At 62.8% G+C, this 25,081-nt stretch carries 29 protein-coding genes; 18 read left to right on the forward strand and 11 right to left on the reverse strand.

What is annotated here, in order from left to right:
• Positions 1-265: 265 nt before the first annotated feature.
• Positions 266-1,612: a hypothetical protein gene (locus tag ACNOHI_RS10350; RefSeq protein ID WP_420474592.1), complete on the reverse strand. Its 1,347-nt coding sequence runs from the start codon at positions 1,610-1,612 to the stop codon at positions 266-268.
• Between the two features lie 312 nt (positions 1,613-1,924).
• On the opposite strand from ACNOHI_RS10350, the gene ACNOHI_RS10355 reads away from it, so the two are divergent.
• The gene (locus ACNOHI_RS10355; RefSeq protein WP_420474593.1) at positions 1,925-2,080 is read left to right on the forward strand and encodes a hypothetical protein; all 156 of its coding nucleotides are present in this window, start codon (positions 1,925-1,927) and stop codon (positions 2,078-2,080) included.
• Here the strand turns inward: ACNOHI_RS10355 and ACNOHI_RS10360 are convergent.
• Positions 2,068-3,105: an RNA methyltransferase gene (locus ACNOHI_RS10360; RefSeq protein WP_420474594.1), complete on the reverse strand. Its 1,038-nt coding sequence runs from the start codon at positions 3,103-3,105 to the stop codon at positions 2,068-2,070. The two genes, ACNOHI_RS10355 and ACNOHI_RS10360, sit on opposite strands and share 13 nt — an antisense overlap.
• 124 nt (positions 3,106-3,229) lie before the next feature.
• Here ACNOHI_RS10360 and ACNOHI_RS10365 point away from each other — a divergent pair, with 124 nt between their 5' ends.
• A complete protein-coding gene (locus ACNOHI_RS10365; RefSeq protein ID WP_420474595.1) occupies positions 3,230-3,475 on the forward strand; it encodes an MbcA/ParS/Xre antitoxin family protein in 246 nt (81 codons plus the stop codon).
• 124 nt (positions 3,476-3,599) lie between these two features.
• Here the strand turns inward: ACNOHI_RS10365 and ACNOHI_RS10370 are convergent, their stop codons facing one another.
• The 4 genes from ACNOHI_RS10370 to ACNOHI_RS10385 all read right to left on the reverse strand — a co-directional run bounded on the left by ACNOHI_RS10370 (position 3,600) and on the right by ACNOHI_RS10385 (position 6,743).
• Positions 3,600-4,571 carry a GlxA family transcriptional regulator gene (locus ACNOHI_RS10370; RefSeq protein WP_420474596.1) on the reverse strand — a complete coding sequence of 324 codons (972 nt, stop codon included), beginning with the start codon at positions 4,569-4,571 and terminating at the stop codon, positions 3,600-3,602.
• A gap of 127 nt (positions 4,572-4,698) precedes the next feature.
• On the reverse strand, positions 4,699-5,625 hold the full coding sequence (locus ACNOHI_RS10375) for an oxygenase MpaB family protein (RefSeq protein WP_420474597.1): 927 nt from the start codon (positions 5,623-5,625) through the stop codon (positions 4,699-4,701).
• 115 nt (positions 5,626-5,740) lie between these two features.
• On the reverse strand, positions 5,741-6,379 hold the full coding sequence (locus ACNOHI_RS10380; RefSeq protein ID WP_420474598.1) for an MlaC/ttg2D family ABC transporter substrate-binding protein: 639 nt from the start codon (positions 6,377-6,379) through the stop codon (positions 5,741-5,743).
• An 85-nt stretch (positions 6,380-6,464) separates the two neighbouring features.
• Positions 6,465-6,743: a hypothetical protein gene (locus ACNOHI_RS10385; protein ID WP_420474599.1), complete on the reverse strand. Its 279-nt coding sequence runs from the start codon at positions 6,741-6,743 to the stop codon at positions 6,465-6,467.
• 154 nt (positions 6,744-6,897) lie between these two features.
• On the opposite strand from ACNOHI_RS10385, the gene ACNOHI_RS10390 reads away from it, so the two are divergent.
• The 3 genes from ACNOHI_RS10390 to ACNOHI_RS10400 all read left to right on the forward strand — a co-directional run bounded on the left by ACNOHI_RS10390 (position 6,898) and on the right by ACNOHI_RS10400 (position 11,918).
• Complete coding sequence (locus ACNOHI_RS10390; RefSeq protein ID WP_420474600.1) at positions 6,898-8,580, forward strand: carbamoyltransferase; 1,683 nt, start codon at positions 6,898-6,900, stop codon at positions 8,578-8,580.
• A 169-nt stretch (positions 8,581-8,749) separates the two neighbouring features.
• Positions 8,750-10,135, forward strand: a complete 1,386-nt coding sequence (locus tag ACNOHI_RS10395; RefSeq protein ID WP_420474601.1) for a N,N-dimethylformamidase beta subunit family domain-containing protein — start codon at positions 8,750-8,752, stop codon at positions 10,133-10,135.
• 145 nt (positions 10,136-10,280) lie between these two features.
• A complete protein-coding gene (locus ACNOHI_RS10400) occupies positions 10,281-11,918 on the forward strand; it encodes an acyl-CoA synthetase (RefSeq protein WP_420474890.1) in 1,638 nt (545 codons plus the stop codon).
• A gap of 203 nt (positions 11,919-12,121) precedes the next feature.
• On the opposite strand, the gene ACNOHI_RS10405 is transcribed toward ACNOHI_RS10400, so the two are convergent.
• A complete protein-coding gene (locus tag ACNOHI_RS10405; protein WP_420474602.1) occupies positions 12,122-12,625 on the reverse strand; it encodes a BCAM0308 family protein in 504 nt (167 codons plus the stop codon).
• 139 nt (positions 12,626-12,764) lie between these two features.
• Between ACNOHI_RS10405 and ACNOHI_RS10410 the strand changes: the two genes are divergently transcribed.
• Positions 12,765-13,055 carry a hypothetical protein gene (locus tag ACNOHI_RS10410; RefSeq protein ID WP_420474603.1) on the forward strand — a complete coding sequence of 97 codons (291 nt, stop codon included), beginning with the start codon at positions 12,765-12,767 and terminating at the stop codon, positions 13,053-13,055.
• Here the strand turns inward: ACNOHI_RS10410 and ACNOHI_RS10415 are convergent.
• Positions 13,052-13,297 carry a hypothetical protein gene (locus ACNOHI_RS10415; RefSeq protein ID WP_420474604.1) on the reverse strand — a complete coding sequence of 82 codons (246 nt, stop codon included), beginning with the start codon at positions 13,295-13,297 and terminating at the stop codon, positions 13,052-13,054. The genes ACNOHI_RS10410 and ACNOHI_RS10415 overlap by 4 nt on opposite strands.
• Positions 13,298-13,314: 17 nt before the next feature.
• Here ACNOHI_RS10415 and ACNOHI_RS10420 point away from each other — a divergent pair, with 17 nt between their 5' ends.
• From ACNOHI_RS10420 to ACNOHI_RS10435, 4 genes are all read left to right on the forward strand, one after another.
• Complete coding sequence (locus ACNOHI_RS10420) at positions 13,315-13,899, forward strand: hypothetical protein (RefSeq protein WP_420474605.1); 585 nt, start codon at positions 13,315-13,317, stop codon at positions 13,897-13,899.
• 30 nt (positions 13,900-13,929) lie between these two features.
• On the forward strand, positions 13,930-14,274 hold the full coding sequence (locus ACNOHI_RS10425; protein ID WP_420474606.1) for a hypothetical protein: 345 nt from the start codon (positions 13,930-13,932) through the stop codon (positions 14,272-14,274).
• Between the two features lie 65 nt (positions 14,275-14,339).
• Positions 14,340-14,612 (forward strand): hypothetical protein, encoded by a 273-nt coding sequence (locus ACNOHI_RS10430; RefSeq protein WP_420474607.1) that lies wholly within the window; start codon positions 14,340-14,342, stop codon positions 14,610-14,612.
• Positions 14,613-14,692: 80 nt separating this feature from the next.
• Positions 14,693-15,049: a carboxymuconolactone decarboxylase family protein gene (locus ACNOHI_RS10435; protein ID WP_420474608.1), complete on the forward strand. Its 357-nt coding sequence runs from the start codon at positions 14,693-14,695 to the stop codon at positions 15,047-15,049.
• A gap of 44 nt (positions 15,050-15,093) precedes the next feature.
• On the opposite strand, the gene ACNOHI_RS10440 is transcribed toward ACNOHI_RS10435, so the two are convergent.
• Positions 15,094-15,921 (reverse strand): nucleotidyltransferase, encoded by an 828-nt coding sequence (locus tag ACNOHI_RS10440; RefSeq protein WP_420474609.1) that lies wholly within the window; start codon positions 15,919-15,921, stop codon positions 15,094-15,096.
• Between the two features lie 119 nt (positions 15,922-16,040).
• Between ACNOHI_RS10440 and ACNOHI_RS10445 the strand changes: the two genes are divergently transcribed.
• The 7 genes from ACNOHI_RS10445 to ACNOHI_RS10475 all read left to right on the forward strand — a co-directional run bounded on the left by ACNOHI_RS10445 (position 16,041) and on the right by ACNOHI_RS10475 (position 22,588).
• A complete protein-coding gene (locus ACNOHI_RS10445; RefSeq protein ID WP_420474610.1) occupies positions 16,041-16,793 on the forward strand; it encodes a metallophosphoesterase family protein in 753 nt (250 codons plus the stop codon).
• A gap of 243 nt (positions 16,794-17,036) precedes the next feature.
• Positions 17,037-17,198 carry a hypothetical protein gene (locus ACNOHI_RS10450; protein ID WP_420474611.1) on the forward strand — a complete coding sequence of 54 codons (162 nt, stop codon included), beginning with the start codon at positions 17,037-17,039 and terminating at the stop codon, positions 17,196-17,198.
• A gap of 166 nt (positions 17,199-17,364) precedes the next feature.
• Complete coding sequence (locus tag ACNOHI_RS10455) at positions 17,365-18,024, forward strand: response regulator (protein WP_420474612.1); 660 nt, start codon at positions 17,365-17,367, stop codon at positions 18,022-18,024.
• Positions 18,024-19,373, forward strand: coding sequence for an ATP-binding protein (locus tag ACNOHI_RS10460; protein ID WP_420474613.1), 1,350 nt, complete (start codon positions 18,024-18,026; stop codon positions 19,371-19,373). The genes ACNOHI_RS10455 and ACNOHI_RS10460 overlap by 1 nt, the downstream gene beginning before the upstream one ends.
• A 228-nt stretch (positions 19,374-19,601) precedes the next feature.
• Positions 19,602-20,786 (forward strand): cation:proton antiporter, encoded by a 1,185-nt coding sequence (locus ACNOHI_RS10465; RefSeq protein ID WP_420474614.1) that lies wholly within the window; start codon positions 19,602-19,604, stop codon positions 20,784-20,786.
• A complete protein-coding gene (locus tag ACNOHI_RS10470) occupies positions 20,786-21,901 on the forward strand; it encodes a YbdK family carboxylate-amine ligase (RefSeq protein WP_420474615.1) in 1,116 nt (371 codons plus the stop codon). Before ACNOHI_RS10465 ends, ACNOHI_RS10470 begins: the two co-directional genes overlap by 1 nt.
• 42 nt (positions 21,902-21,943) lie before the next feature.
• Positions 21,944-22,588 (forward strand): MBL fold metallo-hydrolase, encoded by a 645-nt coding sequence (locus tag ACNOHI_RS10475; protein ID WP_420474616.1) that lies wholly within the window; start codon positions 21,944-21,946, stop codon positions 22,586-22,588.
• Between the two features lie 16 nt (positions 22,589-22,604).
• Here ACNOHI_RS10475 and ACNOHI_RS10480 read toward each other — a convergent pair whose 3' ends face one another.
• On the reverse strand, positions 22,605-22,811 hold the full coding sequence (locus ACNOHI_RS10480; protein ID WP_420474617.1) for a hypothetical protein: 207 nt from the start codon (positions 22,809-22,811) through the stop codon (positions 22,605-22,607).
• A 278-nt stretch (positions 22,812-23,089) separates the two neighbouring features.
• Positions 23,090-24,079 (reverse strand): porin, encoded by a 990-nt coding sequence (locus tag ACNOHI_RS10485; protein ID WP_420474618.1) that lies wholly within the window; start codon positions 24,077-24,079, stop codon positions 23,090-23,092.
• 374 nt (positions 24,080-24,453) lie between these two features.
• Between ACNOHI_RS10485 and ACNOHI_RS10490 the strand changes: the two genes are divergently transcribed.
• Positions 24,454-25,080 carry a hypothetical protein gene (locus tag ACNOHI_RS10490; RefSeq protein ID WP_420474619.1) on the forward strand — a complete coding sequence of 209 codons (627 nt, stop codon included), beginning with the start codon at positions 24,454-24,456 and terminating at the stop codon, positions 25,078-25,080.
• The last annotated feature ends 1 nt before the right edge of the window (position 25,081 follow it).

Raw genomic sequence — 25,081 nt, forward strand, 5'->3', positions numbered from 1 at the left:
GGGTGTTATGAACTAGGGAAGGGGGCGCGCAGTCCCGAGAACCGGCCGAATGCAAGGCGCGGGGACGCGTCGTAGCAGTGCTACGGCAAGGAGCCGCAACACGGCAGGCGGCCGGTTATCGGGGCTGCCCGGAGGGTTCGGTCGAGAAGGGACGCATTGCGTTGTTGCGACGCTTGCCCAGACGTCCAGTCTGAGCGGCGCGCCGCGCCTAGCACTGCATCCCTTCTCGACCGAACGCGCCCCCTTCCCTAGTTCATAACACCCTCTAGCGATAAAACGCCCCGTACAGGTCGTTGTTGCGCGAGCAGTTGCTGGGAATCCAGGCCGCCACGGCTTTGCCGCTCGCGGCATCCATGGCGAGCGCATGTCCGCTGCCGCAGTTGTACGGCGCAAGATTGACAACGCTGCTCCATGCGCCGGTCGAGGCCGACCAGGTGGCAAACTGCGTGTGCGCGGCGAGCCACACCATCATCGCGTCGCCGTTGTCGCGCAATCGCACGACCGGCATGAAGCCGCCGCGATTGTAGACGTTGACCGGCGTGCTCCAGTTGCCGGCGCCATTCAGCCTGACCGCATACGCACTCGCGCTTGCGGCGTCCTGGGTTTCCTGTTCCCAGGCAACGAATCCTCCACTGTCGTTCAGCGCGGCAAAGGGAGCGTTGCTTCTTCCCGGCAGGTGATCGACGGACAGCGGCGCCGACCATGTTCCATCCGTGAAGCGGCTGGCGTAGACACCGTCGTCCTGCAGCCATGCGGCAAGGGCACTGCCGTTCGGCGCGACCGCCACCGATGGCGCGCTGGCCGGCGCCGACATGACGTCGATCACACGCGGCGCCGACGGTGCGCCCGAGCCGGTCAGGCGCGACACGACGATATTGTCGGCGCCGGACGTGTCCTTTTCCACCCAGGCCACATGCGCATTGCCCACGGCATCGATGGCCGCCTGCGGCGCGCTTGCCTCGCCCGTCGACAGCCGCGCAGGATTGCGCCACGTTCCGCCGGTGAAATATGCCGCGCTGATGCTGCTGCCTTCGCTCCACGCCGCGATCGCGCTGCCTTGCGCGTTCATCGCGAGTACGGGATAGGACGCGCCGGTGGCAGCAGAGTCGAGGCGGACGGGCGCAAGCCAGGTGTCCGAGGCGCGGGCATAGCGCGCCGCCCAAACCTGCGATGCCGAACCGGCCGTCGCGCTCCATACGGCAATCGCATCGCCTGTGGCGGTATTTATCGCCACTTGCGTGGCCGTGACGAATTTTCCGCCAGATCGCAATGACGGTTGAGCGCTCGTCTCGGGGCGGTCGATCATCCGAGGGTTGCGGACTTCCGCACTGTTGACATTGCCATGCACGGCGAAGACAGCGAGACGCGTACCGGTGCGTTGCGCAAAAACGGTGATGGTGTCGCCGCTGGCGGCAATCGCGACGGAAGGATATTCCGCCTTGCCGGCTTCGTTCTCGAATGGCGCGTCGATAGTCCATGCCGGTGAAGGATTCGTGATGCTCGATGCAAGCGTCGTCGCCGGCCCGTTCTCGCCGCCGCCACCGCCGCAACCGGCGGCAAGCAACGCGGCGGCCGCGATGCCAGTCCTTGTCTTGTTGGCTATGCGTTTCATTGCGTTCGACTTTTCGTACCGCGCATGATGTGCGGAAAGTTCTTATCGTACGTGTTGCACGCGGCGCGTTGCCAGCGCGGTGGAATGACCTGCGGAGCCAGTTGCTTGACCCGGCAGACCTGTTCCAGCGGACAGCCGAGTGCGGGCCTGGCGGTTGATGCCACCGTCCCTCTTCCCCGTCGTCCCCGCGGAGGCGGAGAGAGGATACTTCCAAAGGTCCGTCTGCACTCGCACCCAGGCAAGGCTTGCAAGTCCAAGCGAACCAATTCCCGTTGCACCTGCCTCATGAACAGGCATGCAAAGGAGTTGACCATGGACACGGACGACAAGCGCAAGCAGGTGGCGGAGCCTGCCGAAGAGGAAATCAAGAAGCACGGTGACCAGCTGAAAACACCGGTCGACGAGGCGGCTGGGAAAAAGTCGGACGACCAGGAACAGAAGCCGGACGGAAACGGTCAGGCAGGCTGAATCGGGATGCTGCGCTGTTCCGCCGCCAATGCGCGCGCCCGGAGCTGCCCGCAGCCGCCATCCACTTCCTGCGCCGCGGAGTCGCGCAGCTTGGCCAGCACGCCACGCCGGTGCAGGATGCGGATCATCTCCCGGCAGCGCTCGGTTTCGGGCCGGCGGAAGGCCAGGTCGGGGACGCTGTTGTAGGGAATGATGTTGAGCACGCCATACTTGCCCTTGAACAGCGCGACGATGCCTTCGATCTCGTCCTCGCCGTCGTTGATGCCGTCGAGCAGCGTCCACTGGTACTGCACGGGGTAGGCGGTGGTGCGGCCGTATTCCTCGCCGAGTTCCACCAGTTCCTTTGGCGTCAGGCGCGGCGCGCGCGGCAACAGCTTCTCGCGCAGGTCCGCCTTGGTGGTGTGCAGCGACAGGGCGAGCGCCGGCTTGACCGGCCCCTGGGGCAGGCGTTCGAACACGCGCGGATCGCCCACCGTCGAGAACACCAGGCTCTTGTGGCCGATGTTGCCTTCGGTGCCGAGCAGCTCGATGGCTTCCATCACATTGTTGAGGTTGTGTGCCGGTTCGCCCATGCCCATGAAGACGACCTTTTTCACCGCGCGCTGGCTGCGGGCCAGCGCGACCTGTGCGACGATCTCGCCACTGGTCAGCTGGCGCAGTAGCCCGTCACGTCCGGTCATGCAGAACTGGCAACCCACGGCGCAGCCGACCTGGCTGGATACGCACAGACCGCCGCGCGGCAACAGCACACTTTCCACCGTCTGGCCGTCATGCAAACCGACCAGCAGTCGCGCCGAGCCCGGATCGTCCGCCACAGGATGCGAGGACAGCAGGCGTGCGATGCCGCGCAGCTCTGCCACGATGTCGGGCAATGCCAGGCGCAGGGTCTGCGGCAGGAAATCCTTCGGCCGGCGCCGCCCCTGGTCCCACGGACGCACCTGTACCCAGTCGCGCAGCACGCGCTGTTCGTGGATTGGAAGAGCGCCAAGTGCGCGCAGGCGCTGGCGGAGGGAATCGATGTGCATAAGGCGGGACGTGCCGGATCGTGCAGGGGGGAAGGTCGGATTGTAAGTCCGGCGGCCAATTTTTCCAACCGCAGAGTAGAATCGGCCGCAGGACATCTACCACCGGCACACCAGGCAAATCATCATGACTAAAGACGGACAACTTTCACCGCAGGGACTCGAAGCGCTCAAGTCCCGGTTCGAGGCGCAATCGCGCAAAGCGCAGGCGTATTACTCGGTGATGCACCGGATGCGGGATATTGCGGGGAGCGATGACGCCGCAAGCGCGTGGATGGAAAAGCCGCTGGCGGAATTGGGTGGGAAGTCGCCGGCGCAGCTCGTCAACGAGGGGCGGGCTGACGACGTGCTTGGGTATATTGATTCGCTCTAAGTTGGTTCGAGAAAGTCTTTTGACAGAAGCGAGAATCTATCCCTTGCAATGACCCGTCGTTCCCGCCTTCGCGGGAACGACAGGAATTTGGGGCATGGGCGGCCGGACCTTGGCCTTCCGCTCCCTACCCGCGCAACGCCGCCGGCGTCATCCCGAACTCTCTCTTCACCAGCTTCCTCAACGCCGTCGCATCCTGGTAACCCACTTCCGCGGCAATCGCTTCAATCGACTTGTTCGTCGTCTCGATCAGGTGCGACGCATGCAGCAGCCTGCGCCGCTGGATGAACTTGACCGGTGACACGCCCATCGCCGCATCAATCCGGCGCGATAGCGTCTTCGGCGACACGGCCAGCGCGGCGGCGAGTTGCGTGATGCTGATCGGATTGGACAGGTTGGCATCGATCCAGCGCTCCGCCGCGACCACCGTCGGGTCGATATGCTGCGTGTGCGACTGGACCATGTAGCGCGCCTGCGAGGGCCGTTGGTCGATCAGCAGATAGCGCGAGCACAAGTGCGCGACCGAAGTGCCCATGGTGTCGGCCACCAGGGCCAGCGTCAGGTCGAGCTGCGCATAGGCGGAACCGGCGGTCAGGCAGGGGCCGTCGCGCACCAGCATCCTGGTCTCGTCCAGCCGCACATCGGGAAAGCGCGTACGGAAGACCGCGGCCAGCCACCATGTCATCGTTGCATGCCGCCCCGCCAGGAGGCCGGCCTGCGCGAGCAGGAATACCGCCGAGCAGGCCGCGCCGAGCTGCGTCCCGTGGGGAGCCTGCTTTACCAGCTCAATCGCCGCCAGCGCATCCTTCTGTGCGAAGCGTGCGGCAATGTCTTCCTCCGAAGTCAGGCCGAGGCCGGGGATGACAATCCACTCGGGGCGCACCGCGCCTGCCATGACCTCGGCAAACGTCATGTCCACATCGAGCCGCATGCCGCCGCTGCCGCGAACGGTTTTCCGGTGGCCGGCGACAAGCAGGCGCACTGACCTGCCTTTTCCGCCGCGCGATTGGATCGACTGGGCGGCGCGAATCGTGTCGAGCGTGATGGCGAGGCAGGAGTCCATCATGCCGTCGAGGGCAAGAACGAGGATGGTTGTCATCTGTCCATTTTGGCATGAAACGTGCCGTAGAATGACGAGGGCCCGCAAGACCCGTTCATCTCCAACCAGCGTAGACGGCGGTTATCGCGCGGAAAGTTCGGATTGCGCAGGCGGAAGGCGGCAAGGCTCACCGCGCCAGGTAAAGATAATCTTCCGGCAGGCCGAGCCGGCGGCAGGCCTGGGCCGCCGGCGCCGAGCGCAACGGGATGCGGTCGATCGCCGCGCCTGCCCGTTGCACGGCGAGGCGCTGCCACGGCCGCAGGTCCCATGCCTCACCCAATTCCAGCCGTTCGCGCACCCATTCCGGCAGGATGTCGATGGCTGCCTTCACCAGCAGTTCCTGGATGCCGCCCATGGAATGCGGCAACAGCTTGACGCTGCGCACGATGTCGAGGAATTCGAAGATCACGCTGGAGGATTCAAGGCGGTCGCGCATGGTCATGAAGAGCAGCTCCTGTTCTTCCTGCGTGGCGGGCGCGCCGTGGGCGCCGTACAGGCGAGCGGTCTCGATCCCCTCGTGGTGGTAGCGGCTGCGCGCGATTTTGTCCAGCGGATGCACCCATGCCGCATACGCTTCAAGGAAACCGAAGCGCGCCGTTGCATGCACCCAGATCAACAATTCGGGATCATCGGCGCGGTAGGGCCGTCCGTCTTCTGTCGTGCCGCGCACGCGTGCATGCATGGCGGTGACGCGGGAGATCATTTTTTCGGTGTGGCTGCGTGCGCCGTACACCGTCATCATGGCCGACAGGCCGGTGCGACGGATGCGCTGCAAGGGATCGTCGCGGAACGTCGATTGCCCCCAGACGCCGGCACGGACGCGGGGTTCGGCCAGCTCCAGGATGACGGCGGCGACACCGCCGACAAACAGCGACAGCGGATTCTTGAAGACCTGCCAGGAAACGGAGTCGGGGGCGATGAACGCATGCTCGCCGCACGGTGCGGCAAAGTCCGCGTCAAAGCGCTTGTCTGCGCTGACAAATGCCTGGACAGCGGCCTCCAGTCGTTCCTGGAGCGGCCGTGGCAGGATGAGTGGGCTGCGACGTGTATGCATGCGGATGATTTCGCGTGGCAATGTCTTCCGGCGCGCAACAGGCGTGCGACCATGCGCCAGATTATAGAGGCGGCACCTTGCACGAGGTTCCGCCCGCCATGCGAACGGCAGGGCGTTATCCGGTGGCGCGCGCCGCGAGCTCCCTGTTTCTGTCCGACAGCGTGCGGATCAGTCCGTCGATGCCGTCCCTCGCAATCTCGTTGCTGAAGCTGCTCTTGTAGGTCTCGACCAGCCATACGCCGAGCACGTTCACGTCATACACTTTCCAGCCGTCCGTCGCTTTGTACAGGCGGTAGCTCACCTGCACCGGGTCGCGTCCGCGCAATTGCCTGACCTCGAACCGCACCGTGACGTCCGTATCGTCGGGCGCTGCGCGCAAAGGCATGTACACGAGCTTCTGGTCGCCGACCAGCGACAGTGCGCCGGCATAGGTGCGGATCAGCATGGTGCGGAATTCTTCGGTCAGCTGCCGGCGCTGCTGCGGCGTCGCCTCGCGCCAGTGCCGCCCGACCGCCATGGACACGGTGCGCTCCAGGTCCACGTGCGGCAGGATCTTGTCCTCGACCACCTGCAGGATGCGCTTGCGGTTGCCGGCCTTGATCTCCTTGTCGTTCTTCGCGGTGTCCATCACCTCCGCGGTGATGCGCTTGACCAGCGCGTCCGGCGCTTCCTGCGCGGGCGCATCGGCGGCGAAGGCGAAAGCGGCGGTGGCGGCAGCCAGCAGGAACAGGGATTTCAACGAATGCAGTGTCATGTCGGTTTGTTTGTTTGTGCTGGTGTGATGAAAAAAAGGGCAGGCACAATGTACCTGCCCCGTTCACGCGATTGTGCGGCCTGCGTCAGGTTGTCTGCTTGAGATCGCCCGGTGCCTCGGCCAGTTCTTTCCTTGGTGCTGGCTCGGGATACTTGCCCAACCGCTTCTGCAGGTTGGCCTCGACCTTTTGCAGGACCCGCAGCCGGGAGTGGCCGGTATAGTCATCCTGCAATCGTATCTTCGTGGCATTCTCGAGAGCCGAAATTTCCGCCCGAACCCGTTTCAGCCGCCATTCATAAAACCACTTCATGTCATCACCCATGTTGTCGAAAGTATGCAATTCATTGCATTGGCGGTAGACCAAGGGTTTCTGCATTGGTTCCGCAAGGAAATGGTATTCCTTTCTGAAACCGCGAGGCCAGCGCAGGAAATTCTGTCATTGTCCAAGAACTAACCCCCTTCCCCGGTTCTCCAAATTCCCATGTTTTCACGCAACCCGCGAACAAAGGAGACCAAGAATGAGCAATGCACCGAGGATACTGGGCGTGAACCGGACACAGGACGCCAGCCTCTGCCTGATGGAAGGTTCGCGTCTGGTCTTTGCCATCCAGAAGGAGCGCCTGACGCGGCAAAAGCACCACTGGGGCAAGGTGGACGACTTTCGCCATGTCTACATGCCGCAGCTCGCCGCGCTGGATGGCAGGATCGATGTCCTCGTCGAGTGCTACTCCTCGGACGCCGAGATCGACAACCTCGATGCCTATGAGCAGGAATTGAAGGAAATCATCCGCCTGTCGCCCGATTGCAAGCGGGCGCGCATCTCGCACCATCTCTCGCATGTGTACAGCGTGTTCCACCCGTCGCCCTTCGACGACGCGGCGGTGATGATCATCGACGGGCAGGGCAGCCAGGCGTCGGAATTCACCGAGCAGTGGAGCGGGGCGGGCACGGTGCTGGGAGACTGGCGCGAAGTCTCGTCCTTCTACCGCGCCGACCGGCAGCGCGTCGAATGCATCGGCAAGCAGCTTTGGGACCGCAACGAGCAGCGCCTGGTTGGCCTCGGCATGTTCTACTTCCTGCTCACGCAGGCGATCTTCCCCGGCGAAGGCAACGAAGGCAAGGTGATGGGCATGGCGCCGCACGGCAATCCCGATGCGCTCGGCCTGCCACGGCTGGAAGTGAACGGACCGCAGGTCTCGATTCCGGCGCGCTGGTTCGAAATCCTGCGCGAGCGCGGGCGCTTCCGCTACCAGAGCGGCGATACCGCGCGCTTTGCCGATATCGCCAACCTCGCCGCCGCCGGCCAGCGCGCGTTCGAGGAAGCGGTGCTGGAGGTGGCCCACTGGCTGCATCGCGAGACCGGTGCGGAGAACCTGTGCTTCGCGGGCGGCACCGGACTGAACTGTTCCACGAATGACCGCCTGCTGAGCGAGACGCCATTCCGACGCGTCTTCATCCCGCCCGCGCCCAGCGATGCCGGTACGTCGCTCGGCTGCGCCATCTACGGCCTGACCGAACTGGCCGGGCAGCGATGCGAATGGCGCTGGGAAAGCGATTACCTCGGCCCCGAGCCGCGCAAGGCGGATATCGAAGCGGCGGTACGTGGCGCGGACGACCTGATTGTGGAGCGTATCGACGATCAGGAGGCGCTGGTAGGCCACGTGGTCGACCTGCTGTGCGCGACCAAGGTCGTTGCGCTCTACCAGGGAAGGAGCGAATTCGGTCCGCGCGCGCTGGGGCATCGCAGCATTATTGGCGATCCACGGCACGGCTTTGTCCGGGACTGGATCAATGCCAAAGTGAAGGAGCGCGAGTGGTTCCGTCCGCTGGCGCCGATTGTGCTGCTGGAGCGCGCGGAAGAATTTTTTGATATCCGACGGCCTTCGCCCTTCATGCAGTTCGCCGCGCCGGTGCGCAAGCAGGCGGCGGAGATCATTCCCGCGGTGACGCACGTCGATTGCACGGCGCGGTTGCAGACAGTCAGTGAAAAGGACGATCCCTTGCTGAGGGCGTTGCTGCAGGCTTTTGAGGCACGGACGGGTGTGCCGGTGCTGCTCAACACCTCATACAACCGCAAGGAGGAGCCGATAGTCGAGACGCCCGAGCAGGCGCTGGAGTCGTTCCGTCGTACGCCGATGCATGCGCTGGCGATGCCGCCGTTCCTGATCCGGAAGAAGGTGGAGCCGGAGGCGGTGTCGTAAGAATGCGGGACCCAGCCGTCGATCACACACCCCAACTATCCCCGTCATTCCCGCGAAGGCGGGAAAACAAGGCTGCAGGCCGCAGTGTCGAGGGACGGTCATCCATAGTGAGTCTGCAGAGTGAACTCTGCATGGATTCCCGCCTTCGCGGGAATGACGGGGTGGGGGTGTGCAGGTATTCAACGCCTTCTGCCCGCCTACCATGATCCGCGGCTATCCCCACCACGCAAGCGTCGCCGCCGGCGGCCAGCTCCTGCTGCACATCTCCACCGACGCGCCGCGTTTCCGGATCACCTTCCACCGCTGGGCCGACGGCTTCATCCCCATGCACGAAACCGGCCTGCTCGAAGGCCAATACGCCGCACCTCGCGGCGCCGCCGACGACTGGCACTGGCCGTCATACACCTTCGACATCCCGCACGACTGGCCCTCCGCTGTCTACATCGCCCACTTGCAGGAGCCCGATGCTGCGCCACTGAATCTCGCCATGACCAGTGCGGCCGCCCTGTTCGTCGTCCGCGGTACAGGCCGCGGCAAGCTCCTCTACAAAATCCCGCTTGCCACCTACCACGCCTACAACTGCACCGGCGGCGGCTGCTTTTATGACACGCAGACCTTTTCACAAAACCCGCCGGGCGCGCGCGTCTCGCTGCGACGTCCGGGCGGCGGCATCGGCGGCGACACCTGGGGCGCGCTCGACCACTACGACCCGAGTTCGCCACGCCAGACCTTCGCGCACTGGGACGCGCGCTTCATCCGGTGGCTGCTGCGCGAAGGCCACGCACCGGAGTTCTGCACCGATGTCGATATCCACAACGATGCAGACCTGCTGAACAATTACCGCCTGGTGCTCAGCGTCGGTCACGACGAGTACTGGAGCGAAGCGACGCGCGACCGCATGGAGGCATACATATCGCGCGGTGGCAACGCGGCCTTCTTCGGCGCCAACCTCTGCTGGTGGCGCATCCACGTGGTGGACGACGATACCGCGATCGTCTGCCACCAGGGCGGTCCAAAGGGCGCGCTCGACCACTGGTGGCCGCAAACTGGCGCGGGAAGGCCGGAAGATGCCCTGGCCGGCGTCAGCTATCGGCACGGCGGTGGATGGTGGGACGGGCCGCGCGAGACGGCCGGATACCTGGTGCAGGATGCCCGTCATTGGGTATTCGAGGGAACGGGCCTGCGCAATGGCGAGCCCTTCGGAAACGACACGTCGCCCCCGCTGGTGGGCTATGAATGCGATGGCGCGCCGCTCTCCGCATTCGATGCCGTAACGGGAATCGCCACCTTGTCGCCGGATGCCGGGCGTTGCGGTACGCCGCCAGGCTTCCGCCTGCTCGCCGCCAGCCCGCTTGGCGAACGCTGGCAGGAACGGCCTCCGCGCGAAATGCACAAGGCTGGCGAGGGCATTCATGCGGCGACGATGGGACTCTTCAACCGCGGTGGAACCGTCTTCACCGCCGGTACGACCGATTGGGCCCAGGTTCTCGGAAAGGATACACGCGTGGACCAGATCACCCGCAATGTGATCGACGGTCTGCTGGGCCTTTTATGACGCGGCAAAGGCGCGTCATCTTCCCGCCGCATTTGCCCGACAGAAACCGACTGGCAGGGATGTCGTAACTTTACGGTATGGTCTTGGCAAAAGAACATCGGTATGCTTCGGCAACCTGATGCAGTTCAACCTGGAGAAGAAAGCCATGCCTCACATGTATGACAGCGGTCTCGAACGCAACGCAGCCAACTACACCTCTTTGTCGCCGCTGTCCTTCATTGAACGCGCAGCGGCCGTGTATCCCGAGCGCCTCGCGATCGTCCACGGCAATATCCGCCGCAATTGGGCGACGACATACGCGCGCTGCAAGCAGCTTGCCTCTGCCCTGTCGAAGGCGGGCGTGGGACTGGGCGATACCGTCGCCGTCATGCTGCCCAATACGCCGCCCATGGTGGAAGCGCATTTCGGCGTGCCGATGACGGGCGGCGTGCTCAACTCCCTCAACACCCGCCTCGATCCCGAGTCGATCGCCTTCATGCTCGACCATGGCGAGGCCAAGGTGGTCATCGTCGACCGCGAGTTCTCCGGCGTGATGGAAAAAGCACTGGCGCTCTCCAGCCGCAAGCCCCTGGTGATCGACGTCGACGACGCGGAATACACCGGCGCCGGCGACCGCATCGGCACCATCGAATACGAATCCTTTGTCGCCGGCGGCGATGCCAGCTACGACTGGCAGCTCCCCGCCGACGAATGGCAGGCCATCTGCCTGAACTACACCTCCGGCACGACGGGCAATCCCAAGGGTGTGGTCTACCACCATCGCGGCGCGCTGCTCAATGCGGTCTCCAACATCCTCGAATGGGACTTGCCCAAGCATCCGGTCTATCTCTGGACGCTGCCCATGTTCCACTGCAACGGCTGGTGCTTCCCGTGGACGGTCGCTGCGCGCGCCGGCGTCAACGTCTGCCTGCGCCGCGTCGATGCACCGACCATCCTCAACCTGATCCGCGAGCACAAGGTCACGCACTACTGCGGCGCGCCCATCGTGCACAGCCTGCTGCTGGCCGCACCGCAGGAACTGAAGGCCGGCATCAACCACAACGTAAAGGCCATGGTCGCGGGCGCCGCGCCGCCGGCGTCGATGATCGAAGGCATGGAGAAAATGGGCTTCGACATCACCCACGTCTACGGCCTGACTGAAGTCTATGGTCCCGCGTCGGTCTGCGTGAAGCATGAGTCCTGGAACGACATGGACATCGGCGAACGCGCGAGCCTCAACGCACGCCAGGGCGTGCGCTATCACCTGCAGCAGGGCATCACGGTGATGGACCCGGACACCATGCAGCCGGTGCCGGCGGATGGCGAAACGATGGGCGAGATCATGTTCCGCGGGAACATCACGATGAAGGGCTACCTGAAGAACGACAAGGCCACGAAAGAAGCCTTTGCAGGCGGCTGGTTCCACACCGGCGACCTGGCCGTGATGAATCCTGACGGCTATGTGAAGATCAAGGACCGCAGCAAGGACATCATCATCTCCGGCGGCGAGAACATTTCCAGCATCGAGGTCGAGGACGTGCTGTATCGCCATCCCGCGATCATGGCCGCCGCCGTGGTGGCTAAGCCCGATGCGAAATGGGGCGAGACGCCCTGCGCCTTCGTGGAAGTGAAGCCGGGGGCGGATGTGAAGGCGGAAGAAATTATCGCCCACTGCAAGCAGCATCTCGCCGGCTTCAAGGTGCCGCGTACGGTGATGTTCTGCGAACTGCCGAAGACGTCGACGGGAAAGATCCAGAAGTTTGCGTTGAGGCAGCAGGTGAAGTCGACGGATGCGTTGAAGTAAATTGTCGTCCGCTCTCCTCTCCGCAGGCGAGTGACGACGGACGATTTATCACCAAACGTAACCCGTCATCCCCGCGCAGGCGGGGATCCATGCTGAGTTTGTTCCGACGACCTGCCTATGGATTCCCGCCTTTGCGGGAATGACGGGGAAAAGAATGCAGACAATTGAAAAAAGTGCCCGGGTGCCGGCCGGGCGAACGCGCTTCACGTCACCCACTTCACCCGCAACAACCTTTCCCCCTCGTCGTAATCCACGTTCAGCTTCCCGTCATACGCATCCTGCAACGCATTGCAGATGTCGTGCGCCAGCCGCACATCGGTCGTCGAAACCTCGATCTCATCGCCACTCGGCTCGATCGCCATGATCCTGCGCAGCGCATGCGCCGTCTTTTCCCTATGTTCCACGTCCCGCACGAGCTGCATCACCTCGTCCGCATGCTCCTGGGCGAACTGCCCGGAGATGGTGACATGCGCCGCAGGACGTCCTTCGGCAATGCGCCGGCACGCCGGACAGCGCATCTGCAGCGCATGCGACGGCGGCGACGTCCAGCTCCAGTGACCGTCGCCGTACACGGCGCCGCATTCCGTGCACACCGCCGGCGATGCGATTCTTTCAGCATCGCGCTGCGCATCGTGCACAGGCTCGTCCAGGACTTCCAGGTGCCGTCCCGGCTGGAAAGAGGGCGAGGATGGATGTACTGATTTCATCGAAGACTCCTTTCACCTATCAACATAGTCCATTCTCTGCGGATGCAAAGAAGCGAGGCGGAAAGAAAATGGTGGTTACCGGAAATCCCCGCCGGGGCTACAATGAATGCGTGATCCATCTCATCAAGGACCAGCAGCCATGACCACGAATGACAATTTCAGCCTCGACCGGGTTCGCAACCTGGTGGCAGCCATGGAGCAGGAACTCGCCGGCGCGCCCGCCGACCGTCCCGACGTGCAAGCTCTGCGCCAGGAAATCGATCATCTGAAACAACTCCTCGCCGCAGGGGACGGTGAACACGTGCTCGTCAAGGAAAAACTGCACACGGTGCGTGGCACCCTGCAGGACATGACGGCGCGCGTCGAAAGCGAAGTCCTGCAAGACAGTCGTTACATCGCCGAGATTGGCCGTATCCTAGGCTTGGTCTAGCCTATCCCCGCTGCAGGTACGGCGCGTTGCGGTACCTGCATTTCCCCTTCATTTCCCCCGCCGATTCGTTGACCGGAATCAAACGTTTTCCACAGCGAAACACCTTTTTCAAATAGTCCAGCCTCGCCTTCGATTTCGTTGACCCGGGTCAAGCGGCGTTGGTGCTTTGGCAATGCCCTTGTTGTACCCTGCGATGCTCTTTGATTTGCCGCTTTCGGCAAGTCCTGACGAACGATTTGCATCCATAGGGAATCCGAACATGCTGACCACCACTTATTCCATGGTGGTCCTGTCCAGCGAGCAGCAAAACACGCGCCGCATCCTCGGCAAGCTGGAACAGTACCTGCACAATGCATCCTGGTTATGCGCCGACGGCGTTGACCGGGTATGGCTCGAACGCGTCCTGCACAAAGTGATGAAGGTCGACAAGTATTGCCAGCAGCGGAAGGTGGAGCTGTACGTGATCCCGGCCCTGCGCCAGGCGCCATCCGAGGTCGCCGGACTGCTGGATCGAATCGACGCGTTGTGCAACGACGCCATGCGCATCCTTCTGCATGTGTGCAGCCAGATGGAGCGTGCCGTCGCCGGCAGCTGCGCCGATGTCATCGCGCTCGTCAATGCGATCGAACTCTACTGCCGGCAGATGACGGCCCGGCTGTCCTTCGAAGAAGACGAGCTTTTTCCTGCCGCCCGCCAACTGCTATCGACGGAGGCATGGTTCCAGATCGCCGCCTCCTGCCTGTCGGATTCGACCGCTCGGGAGCCGCAGCATCGGACCGGTTCCCCCACACTACCGCGCCGGCGGCCGCAGCCTCCCCAGCTGCGTGTGCGGCACATGCACTGAACGACGGGCGATGGCCGTCAGGGAGAAACGATGAGATCGAGGCGCTTGCCATTATCAACCGTCCACCCTGATCGGCGCCGCGTCACCGGCGACGCGCAGCCCGAAGCCTGCGTCTCCATCGCGGGCGTCTTCGCGACGGAGCATCATGACGAAATCATCGACCTTGTGCGCCGATTTGAACAACAAGAAGGTGTGGCGCATCCGGGAAAGCGGATCGTCTCCGTGCGTGCCGACGGCAGCCATCTGCTGATCAATACCAACGACGCGCGCCTCGCCCGCTCGATCGGCGAGATCCTGCGCAGCACGTTCCAGGGCAACCTGAAATTCCACTTCGGCGAAACGGACCGCTTGCTGCGCGTGCACTGGGAACGCTGAGAGCACGCCCTCGGCATATTTCTCGCTTGCCTGTCGTCTCCGGAACCTGACAAGGAGGGTAGACCATGGACGGCATCAAGGCGTGGATCCGCGGAGACGGCGTGGAAACATCCGTCGAATTTTCCGTCGAGGAAGTGATCGCCCAGCATCGCGGAAGACCGTGGCGGGAACTGAACGACGAGGAACGGGAGGCGGCGCTGAAGGACTACGCGGTCGCGCTATTCACCAGGCAGGGCGGCGCCGGTACGGCGGAAGACCTGGAAGTCAGCTTCGAGGAAGGAAGCTTTGCCAGGGACCGCAGTTTTCCGCGGAAGGAAAGCGGCCGTCCTGCGCACTGATCGCTCTGTAACCGTGGTTACAGACAAGCACGGATGCTTCGCCTAGCATCGACACGTCCCACCACTCACGGAGAAATGACATGAGCAGCGCGACGGTCGATTACGCCGAACTGACCAAAACCATATCGTCCCACCTCGCTGTCCTGCGCAAGGACCAGCAGGGACTGATGACGGCCTTCAACGACATGGCGCGTGCGGCCACGAGCGATGGTGCGCTCGACAAGAAGACCAAGGAATTGATCGCCATGGCGCTCGGCGTGGCGGCACGCTGCGACGGCTGCATCGGCTTCCACGCGCAGGCGCTCGTGAAGCTCGGCGCGACGAAGGCGGAACTTGAAGAAACGCTAGCCATGGCGGTGTACATGGGCGGGGGCCCCTCGCTGATGTACTCCGCCAATGCGCTCGCGGCGTTCGACCAGTTCGCTTCGCAGGCGTGACGACGCAAAGTTGACGCAAACGCGTTTCAATCACATAGCGCCGCTCAGTGCGGCTTGTGGTGTTCCTGGATCGCCTCCGTCCAGATCGCCGTGTCTTCCGGCGTCATGTTGCCCAAGGGCGTGATGCGGCCATCCTGCAAGCCTTCCTGCTCGATATCCTTGAGGTACTGCTCGCGCGACAGCAGCGTGCCGAGGCAGATGCTGTGCTCCGGCGAGGGCGAGACGGTTTCGTTCCGCAAGCGGTCGATCAGTTCCGTCATCACCGGCGGCGGCACAACATGGCGCGCCGATGGATATGCAAAGCCAAACAGCACAAGGTGGCTCATCAACACGCGCCAGTGCGATCCGAAGCGGCGAAGCAGGCGCGCCCAGTCGAGCTTGTCGCCGCAGGCATTGAGCAGATGGATGATGTCGGCGCCGTCGAAACGCTCGCGCTCCATGATGAAGGCCTTGGACCAGATCATCTCCTCGGCCGGGCAGATCTTCACGTCCACGCCGTGCACGTTGGCGTCGACCGCGTAATCGAACCACAGGTCGTCCACCTCCGCGATGCCATTGCCCGAACTGAAGATCAGGTCGATGTAGACGTCACCAAAGCGGACCTTGCCAAGCCAGTGCGGAAAGGTCAGTTCGGTCGCGTGTCCCTGCATGCGTAACGCATCAGAGATTTTGTCGAAGTCCGCGCGGCGGATGAAGATATCAAGATCGCGCGTGTGGCGGTTGATGCCCGTATAGCGGTTGAACGCATACGCTCCGCCGACGAGGAAGGGCACGCCTGAATCGTTGAGTATGTCGAGGACCTGGCGATAGAACGCCTTGGTTTCCGGCTCGGGATTTTCAGCGGCGCGCAGGATCGAAATGGCGGCATCCATGATGGTTCCCAATCCACACAATGATGACACCAAGAATCAGCAAAACTTATGCCACGAAGTCACGGTCTTTACAGGTATCGATGAGCGAGAAGGAACAATTTGCCTGAAAGGAGCGCGCGGTGGTCTCACAGGAAACTATTCGGTTTGCAGCGGTAGGCGACATACATTGCAAGAAAGAATCGGCGGGAAGCCTGCGCAATTTCTTTTCGCAGGCAGCGGAGTCGGCGGACGCGCTGCTGCTGTGCGGCGACCTCACCGACTATGGGCTGCCGGAAGAAGCGAAAGTCCTCGCCGAGGATCTCTCCGTCGCGCGCATTCCCATCGTCGCCGTGCTTGGCAATCATGACTACGAATCGGGGCAGCAGGATCAGGTGCGCCGCATTCTCGCCGAGGCAGGCGTGCGCGTGCTCGATGGCGAGCCGTGCGAAATCCACGGCGTGGGCATCGCGGGCGCCAAGGGGTTTTGCGGCGGCTTCGGACGCGGTTCGCTCGGCCCCTGGGGGGAGGTGGCGATCAAGCAGTTCGTCAACGAAGCCATCCAGGAAGCGCTGAAGCTGGAGGCAGCCTTGGCGAAGCTGCGCACGACACAGCGTATCGCGTTGCTGCATTACTCGCCCATTGCGGCGACGGTGCAGGGCGAACCTGTCGAGATCTTTCCCTTCCTTGGATCGAGCCGGCTGGAGGATCCCTTGCTCCGTTATCCCGTCAATGCCGTGCTGCACGGCCACGCACATCGGGGCTGTCCGGAGGGGAAGACGGCGAATAACATACCCGTCTACAACGTCGCCAAGCCGCTGTTGCAGCGCACGTATGCGGACAGGCCGCCGTTTCGCATTATAGAAATTCCAAAATCCGAGCCCACCGCCATGTAAAGTTGACCGATGGCCGGAAATGGCTTTCCTGCCGTCAATTTTTGTGCCGCGGTGTTGAGGAATCGCAAGAACGGCGTCGATGCCTCACATATTCATGAGAGGACCGCAGGATATTTCTCAACATCTCTGAACATCGCGGGCCATCTTAAGGTTGGCCTAAGTTTTGTGTGGGAATATTCCTCCCGTCAACTGCAGTCATGCCACGTTTCATGTCACGACTGCTGTCAACCGGAGGAGTAGAGCATGACCGATAAATCGATTTCACCCGCAAGCCAATCCACCAGCGCCAGCGACAAGCCGCGCAACGGCGATGCCATGATTCGCCTTTTCCGCAGCCGCATGACGGACCGCCAGCGCGCTGAGCGCGAACGGCGTGACCGTTACGGCCGTTTCGGCGGACGCTGAGCGGTAGTGACATTCTTCCCGCCAGGGAAGAGTCAAGGAGACGAGAGCAGGGCCCGCATCGAAAGATGCGGGCCTTTTGTTTTCGAGGATATTTCTGCAAGGATTGCCGCACGGGCGCGCGCCCCTCTACAATCGGGGAATCCCGCAATTCCTTACCCCGTTCCCAATGAAGGTACTGCTCGTAGAAGACGACATCATGATCGGCGAAAACATCCAGATCGCGCTGGAAGGCGAGGGCCTGTCCACCGATTGGGTGAAGGATGGCCGCGATGCCGAGAAGGCGCTTGCCGCGCATGCCTATGAAGCGATGCTTCTCGACCTGGGGTTGCCGCGCATCGACGGCATCGACGTGCTGCGCAACCTGCGCGCGCGCGGAGACCGCCTGCCGGTCATGGTCATCACCGCGCGTGACACCGTCGCCGAACGCGTGCAGGGTTTGAACAGCGGCGCCGACGATTACCTCATCAAGCCCTTCGACCTGGAAGAACTCATCGCGCGCCTGAACGCCCTCATCCGCCGCGCCAAGGGCGGCGCCGAGCCCGTCTACCGACGCGGCGACGTGATCGTCAACATCGCCACGCGCCAGGTGCTCGCTGCCGACAAGCAGGTGATGCTGTCGTCGCGCGAATGGGCGGTGCTGGAGGCGCTCGTCACGCGCCCCGGCGCGATCCTCTCGCGCGCCCAGCTGGAAGAGCGACTCTACGGCTGGACCGGCGACGTGGAAAGCAACGCGGTCGAGGTCTATATCCACGGTTTGCGCAAAAAACTCGGGACGCAATTCATCGTGAACGTGCGCGGACTTGGCTACATGGTAGAGAAAACCTGATGCGCTCCCTTCGCATCCGACTGCTGATCCTGCTCGGCGCCGCCATCCTGGTTGCGACCGCGGTGCAATTCGCCGCCTCCTTCCGCGCCGCCATGCAGGAAGCGAACGACCTGTTCGACTATCACATGGAACAGATCGCACTGGCGCTGCAAGACAGCGCCTACCAGCAGCCCTCGTGGTACAAGTCCTCCAGCGGCGGCGACATGGCCGGCTTTGACTTCGTGATCCAGATCTGGACTGACGACGGCGTGCGCGTCTACCAGTCGCGCACCTATCGCAACCTGCCGGAGCGCGGCGAGCTCGGCTATTCGAATGTCAACCTCGACAACGGCGAATGGCGTATCTACAACGTGCAGAACGGCACGCGCGTGATCCAGGTCGCGCAGAAGGTCGATACGCGGCGCGACCGCGCGATCTCCCTCGCCATCCATTCGCTGTGGCCATCCATTCCCGTGTCGCTGCTGCTGTTCGCCGCCGCCTGGTGGGTGGTCAGCGCCGCGCTGTCACCGCTCAACCGCATTGGCCGGGACCTTGCCACGCGCAATGCCGATTCGCTCGACCCGGTTGATGCGAGGGGCGTGCCGAAAGAGGTGTCGCTGCTGGTAGCCGAACTGAATTCGCTGCTCGTGCGCATGGCCCAGGCACTGCATGCGCAGCAGCGCTTCGTCGCCGACGCCGCGCATGAATTGCGTTCGCCGCTGACCGCGTTGAAGTTGCAGGTGCAGACCCTGGCCCGCGCCAAGGATGAACTGGCGCGCGTGCAGGCGGTGGGCAGGCTGCAGGGCGGCGTCGACCGTGCATCGCGCCTCGTCGAGCAATTGCTGGCACTGGCGCGTCAGGATCCCTTGTCCGAGCCTGCGGAAATGACCCTGATCCCGCTGACTGCCTGCATTGAACAGGCGGCAGGCGATGTCGCGCCGATTGCGTTGGCGCGGCACATCCAGTTGGAATACGGGGCCTACACCCATTCCGAGATCAAGGGCGATGCCGAAGGCCTGCGCATCCTGGTGCGCAACCTGCTCGACAACGCCGTCCGCTATTCCCCCGAGCACGGCCACGTGCGCATCGATCTCGTGGCCGACGGCACGACCGCACGCCTGACCATCCAGGACTCGGGATCAGGCATTCCCGAGGAAAACCGCGACCGCATCTTTGACCGCTTTTACCGCGTCCCCGGCACCAGCCCGAGCGGCAGCGGCCTTGGGCTGGCGATCGTCAAGGCGATTGCAGAACGCCATGACGCTTCCGTGGAACTGGGCCAGGCGGAACTCGGCGGCCTGGCGGTCACTGTCTGCTTCCCGCTGTCCAAGGGCACTACCGTCGATGCGCCGGAGGCGATGACAGCCTGATAAGCGGGATTTCTCCGAATCTTAAGTTTCCCCTAAGTGTTGTGGTGCAAGATGACGTATCTCAGCCGCGAACAGACCGAGCGTCGCGCTTTCGTAGCCGAGACTGAGTCAATCTGATTTCCCTATTCGGCCCGTCTGGCTAATCCCGCACGGGCCGTTTTTTTTCCGCGCCACTCTAATAGTAAAAAAAATTCCGCGCGGGATTTGCCACAAACCATAGGAGCATGCATGCCGGATTTCCTGACAGGCATCGCCGACCTCGTCTGGCCATTTTCAATTGCGGTGGCCTGGGTTCTGGGCGAGTTGGCACATCGAGTCGCGGGGCTGCCCCGCATCACCATTTACGCACTGACCGGCTTCCTGCTGTCCCATACGCAGGCTGGCCTCCTGCCCATGCCCGGCGAAAGCGCCGCCATGCTGTTCGCCAATATCGCCTTCGGCCTCATCCTGTTTGAATTCGGCTACCGGATCAACCTCCGCTGGCTGCGCACCAACCCATGGATCGCCGCGAGCGGGATAGTGGAAGCCGGCGCCACATTTGCCGCCGTGTTTGCCGTCGCCGAACTCGCCGGCATGGCGCCGTTGCCCGGGATGCTGCTGGCATCGCTTGCCATGGCAAGTTCTCCCGCCGAGATCCTGCGCGTGGTCAATGAGCAGCGCAGCGCCGGGCAGGTCACCGAACGCGCGCTGCACCTTTCGGCGCTGAACTGCGTCCTGGCAGTATTCGTCTTCAACATCATTGTCGGACTGTGGACGTTCCAGCATTCCGGCAGCCTGTTGGGGGCGGTCTCTAACAGCATCGTCCTGCTGCTCGTCTCGGGATCGATGGGCGTGCTGTTCGGTGTCACCGTACCCGGGCTGCTGCGCAAGATGGGCACTCTCGGCGGCGATGCGACCGTGGCTTTCGCTGTCGCAGTGATCCTGCTGTGCGCGTTGGCGCAGGCACTCAAGATGTCACCGGTGCTGGCCGCACTGACCTTTGGCTTCGTCACGCGCCATCGACGGGTGACCCTGGGACAGGCGCAGCGTAATTTTGGCGCACTCGGCGACATGCTCACCGTGCTGCTTTTCGTATTCATTGGTGCAACCCTGGCCTGGCCGCGTATCGCCGCGGGTATCGGAACCGCGGCCGCCATCGTGGGCGTACGTCTCGTCGCGAAACTGGTCGGCGTGACCCTGTTCGCACGCGCCAGCGGCACAAGTTGGCGCAAGGGACTGCTGTCCGCGCTGTCGCTGTCCCCGATGTCGGTACTGGTGCTCGCCATGTTGGTACGCACGCACGCCATGGGCATCGACCTGTTGGACCATCTCGCACCGCTGGCCGCCGCGACGCTGTTCCTTGCCATTGCCGGTCCGCTTCTGACCCAGTGGGCGCTGAAACTTGCCGGTGAAACGCCGGAAAAGGAGGCCTGATGTCGCTGGAATCTTTCAAGTCATCGCAGCCGCTGACACTCGGCGTCGAGCTCGAACTGCAGCTCGTCAGCCTCAGCGATTTCGACCTCGTGGATGCGAGCCCGGACATGCTGCATCTGCTGGAGCGTAAGCGTTTCCCGGGCAACGTCGTGCCCGAGATCACGGAGAGCATGATCGAGATATCGACCACCGTACATTCGGGCTACGCCGGATTGCTGGCGCAACTGCACAGCATTCGAGACAGCCTGGTGGAGGCGGGCGACATGCTGAACGTCGGCGTATGCGGCGGCGGCACGCATCCCTTTCAGCGCTGGACTGAGCGCAAGATATTTTCCAAGCCGCGCTTCAAGCAGGTCTCCAGTCTTTACGGATACCTGGCGAAGCAGTTCACCATCTTCGGCCAGCATATTCACATCGGGTGCCCGTCGGGCGACGACGCCTTGCTGTTGTTGCATGCGCTGAACCGCTATATCCCGCATTTCATCGCGCTGTCGGCGTCGTCGCCGTATGTGCAGGGTAGCGACACCTTGTTCAATTCGGCCCGGCTGAATTCGGTCTTTGCCTTCCCGCTGAGTGGGCGGGCGCCTTTCCTGCTGCGCTGGGAGGATTTCGAGCGCGACTATTTCACGCGCATGGAAGGCACCGGCATCGTCAAGAGCATGAAGGACTTCTATTGGGATATCCGGCCAAAGCCTGAATTCGGCACCATCGAGCTGCGCGTGTGCGATACGCCGCTCACGGTGGACCGTGCCGCGGCGCTGGCCGGCTACCTGCAGGCACTGTCTGCCTACCTCATGGAAGGGGCGGAGCCGCCGCCTGCCGAGGACGATTACCTCGTGTACAACTACAACCGCTTCCAGGCGTGCCGCTTTGGCCTCGACGGCACCATGGTGCATCCGCAAAGCCACGAAACGATGACCATTCGCGACGACGTCCTGGCCACCTTGCATCGGATCGAGCCGTACGCGGTATCGCTTGGCGGCCTGCCCGCGCTGGAGCACATCCGGCACGCTGCGGAATCGGGTAACGATGCGGGCTTCCTGCGCAGCGAGCGTGCCGGCATGGGCAGTCCGGAAGGCATGGTCGACGCAGCAATCCGGCGTTTCCGCGAGTGAGCGTGGCATACTTTCGGTCTTTCCCCTACCGATTTTCCTGCCATGAAATGCGCCATCGTCCCCGTCACCCCCTATCAGCAGAACTGCAGCATCCTGGTCTGTGAGCAAACGAGACGTGCGGCGCTGGTCGACCCCGGCGGCGACGTGCCGCGCCTGCGCGACGCGCTCAAACAACTGGATGTCACGCTTGAAAAGGTCATCCTCACCCATGGCCATATGGACCACTGCGCGGCGGCCGATGTCATACGCAAGGAGTTCGGCGTGCCGATCGAAGGCCCGCACATCGAGGATAAGTTCTGGATCGACCAGCTGGCCGAGTCGTGCCGCAGGGTCGGCTTTCCGCATGCCGACGCATTCGAGCCTGACCGCTGGCTCGATGACGGCGAGACAGTGACGTTCGGCGCGCAGACGCTGGAAGTGCTGCACTGCCCTGGGCATACGCCCGGGCACGTGGTGTTCTTCCACCGCGGTGTCCGTCTCGCCCTGGTGGGCGATGTGCTGTTCCAGGGATCGATTGGCCGCACGGATTTCCCCCGCGGCGATTACGACACCCTGATCGACTCCATCCGCAACAAGCTCTGGCCGCTTGGTGACGACGTCACCTTCGTACCCGGACATGGTCCGGCATCGACTTTCGGCGACGAAAGGAGAAACAATCCCTTCGTCGCGGATATGCGATTCGGTTAGATCGGAAGGAAGAAAATCAGCCGGTATGGCCGGATGCGCAGCACACCCTGCATCCGGTCACCTTGTCGAAGTGCGCCTTCGCGGCTTCGACGGCGTCGCCGCACCGCATGTAGGTTCCCAAATGGATCCCGTTATCGCCTTCGGGCAGATGGGCGCAGCGCGGGACGTGCACCTCATGTTCGCCGTTCGGATTGGCCAGCTTGTTGACGTAATAATGCTGCACTGCGCACCTCCTGAAGTTGTCGATGACACTGCGCGGCCCATGCTAATCAAAGCAGCACGGGATGTCCTTAACCTGGGATAAGGTCGTCCAACAAAACGCGGCAATTCTACAGACGAAAAAAAGCCCGCTGCAGCGCGCGGGCAAAGCCATATCTTGCGATATGGTAGAGACAACACCTTGGGACTAAATGCGCCGCTGCCGGAGGTATGCAGCGACACAGATTCAATGCTTGTTGCCGTTCCCCCTGCGCTCAGACAGCGGGAACAGGCAGGCCTTCATCAGAACGTGTGGCGAACACCGAGGTTGAACGCCTTGTTTCCGGAACCAGCTTCGGTGTTGTTACCGACGGTGAAGGTCGCGCCACGCTTGTTGTTGATGCGCGCGTAGGCGGTGTAGAAGTCGGTACGCTTGGACAGTGCGTAGGTGTAGCCCAGCGCCCACTGGTTCGCGTCGCGGTTCAGCGCGGAGTCGTCATCCTTGCGGATGAACGACGCCAGCACTTTGTGCGGGCCGAACGGAACGGTAGCGCCGACCAGCAGGTCGTTGTTGTCGACCGTGCCAGTGCCCTTGTTCTTGCCGTAGGCGAGGTGGGCCTTGGCGACGCCGAAATCGTACGTGCCGCCGATGACCGTGTTGCGTGCGTTGTCGGTTGCCGTCGCATTGTTCAGCCTGTGGTAGCCCAGGCCGACTTTCAGCGGGCCCGCGCCGTAGTTCAGCGAGGCGCCGATTGCGCGGCTGGCGGAATTGTTGCCGGCGACTTCACCAAAGCCGTATGCCAATTCACCCGAGAAACCGCCCATGGTCGGGGAGGTGTACTTGACGGTGTTGTCCATGCGGGTGCCGGAGTTTGCCATCAGGTTGGTGAAGCGGCCGGCCATGCCGTTGCCGAAGGGATCGGCAGCAGCGGAAACCAGGTAATGCGGGGTGTACTGGCGGCCGAAGTTGGTCGCGCCGAATTCGCCCTTCAGGCCGACATATGCCTGGCGGCCGAACAGCAGACCACCGGTCAGTGCGCCGGTGTCTTCATTGAAACCGTTCTCCAGCACGAAGTTCGCGGACAGACCGCCACCCAGGTCTTCGGTACCGCGGAAGCCGATGCGCGACGCGGAAGCAACACCGCTCGTCAGTTTGGAAACAGAACCGGCGGCACCGCCTTTTTCCAACACGATACCGGCGTCAACCACACCGTAGATGCTCACGTTGGTCTGGGCCGAAGCGGCTCCGGCAAAGCTGCCGATCACGGCGAGCGCGAGTAGCGATTTCTTCATTCTTGAGTCCTTGAGTTGAGAGGGGAAAGCCAGTGTGCGTATCCACTTGCGCGGATGGATCGAACGATAGAGGCAGCGCGGTGCACCAATCCATAGGCGTGGTAAGTTGATTTCCGCGCAATAGTCAAAACGCCGATGACAGTCGGTATTTACGTCGCCTTTTCACAACGTGCGTGTGGGTGAATTGCGACGTGTCGCAAATTTTGTTTTCTCCATCAAGCAATCGGAGTGGCAAGAGAAAATCCCGGTGTAATTCGCGCGCCAGCGAGCTACGTGAAAGTACGAATACAGAGAAAGTTGCCAAATCGCTACGCTAGCTACTCCTTGAAACGGCGCGCACCATGCGCCGCCTCACCATTCAACCGAGAGCAAGCATGGCTACACGTGACTTATTGCCGGTGATCCGCGCGGCTCGTGCCGGCGACGCCGCGGCGCAACTGACGCTCGGCAGACACTATCTGTTCGGTGGCAACGGCCTGCCCCGCAATCCCATGTCCGCACTGCATTGGCTTGACCGCGCAGCACGACGTGATGTTGCGGACGCATGGCGCCTGATCGGCGAACATATTCCTTACGAGACGGTGCGCAATATCGCGTCTGCCAGTGCGGTGCTGCCTTGGTACGACAAGGCATTCGATGCGGGCGTCGTGGAGGCCGGGCTGACACTGGCGAGGCTGGTGATGGACGACCCGGCATTGCGTAGCGCATGGCATGACAAGGCGATGCGCGGCTTGCATGCCGCGGCGCAGGCGAACATGCCCGACGCACAATGGCTGCTTGCACAGCATGCCGGCGCCAAGGAACTCGCGGTTGATCCTGCCGCACGCGGTGCGCGCAAGGTTTCGGCATCGCCACTCGAATGGGCTGCGAGCGCAGCGGATGCCGGCATCCTTGCCGCGCGATATGCGCTCGCGGAGCGTGCCTGGGCGGTTGCCGATTATTCCGCGTTCCTGCGCTGGTCTCTCCCTCTCGCGCGTGAGCTCATGCAACGCAGCAGCTGAC

It is taken from the genome of Noviherbaspirillum sp. ST9, assembly GCF_048799745.1.
In the GTDB taxonomy this organism is placed as follows: Bacteria; Pseudomonadota; Gammaproteobacteria; order Burkholderiales; family Burkholderiaceae_D; genus Noviherbaspirillum.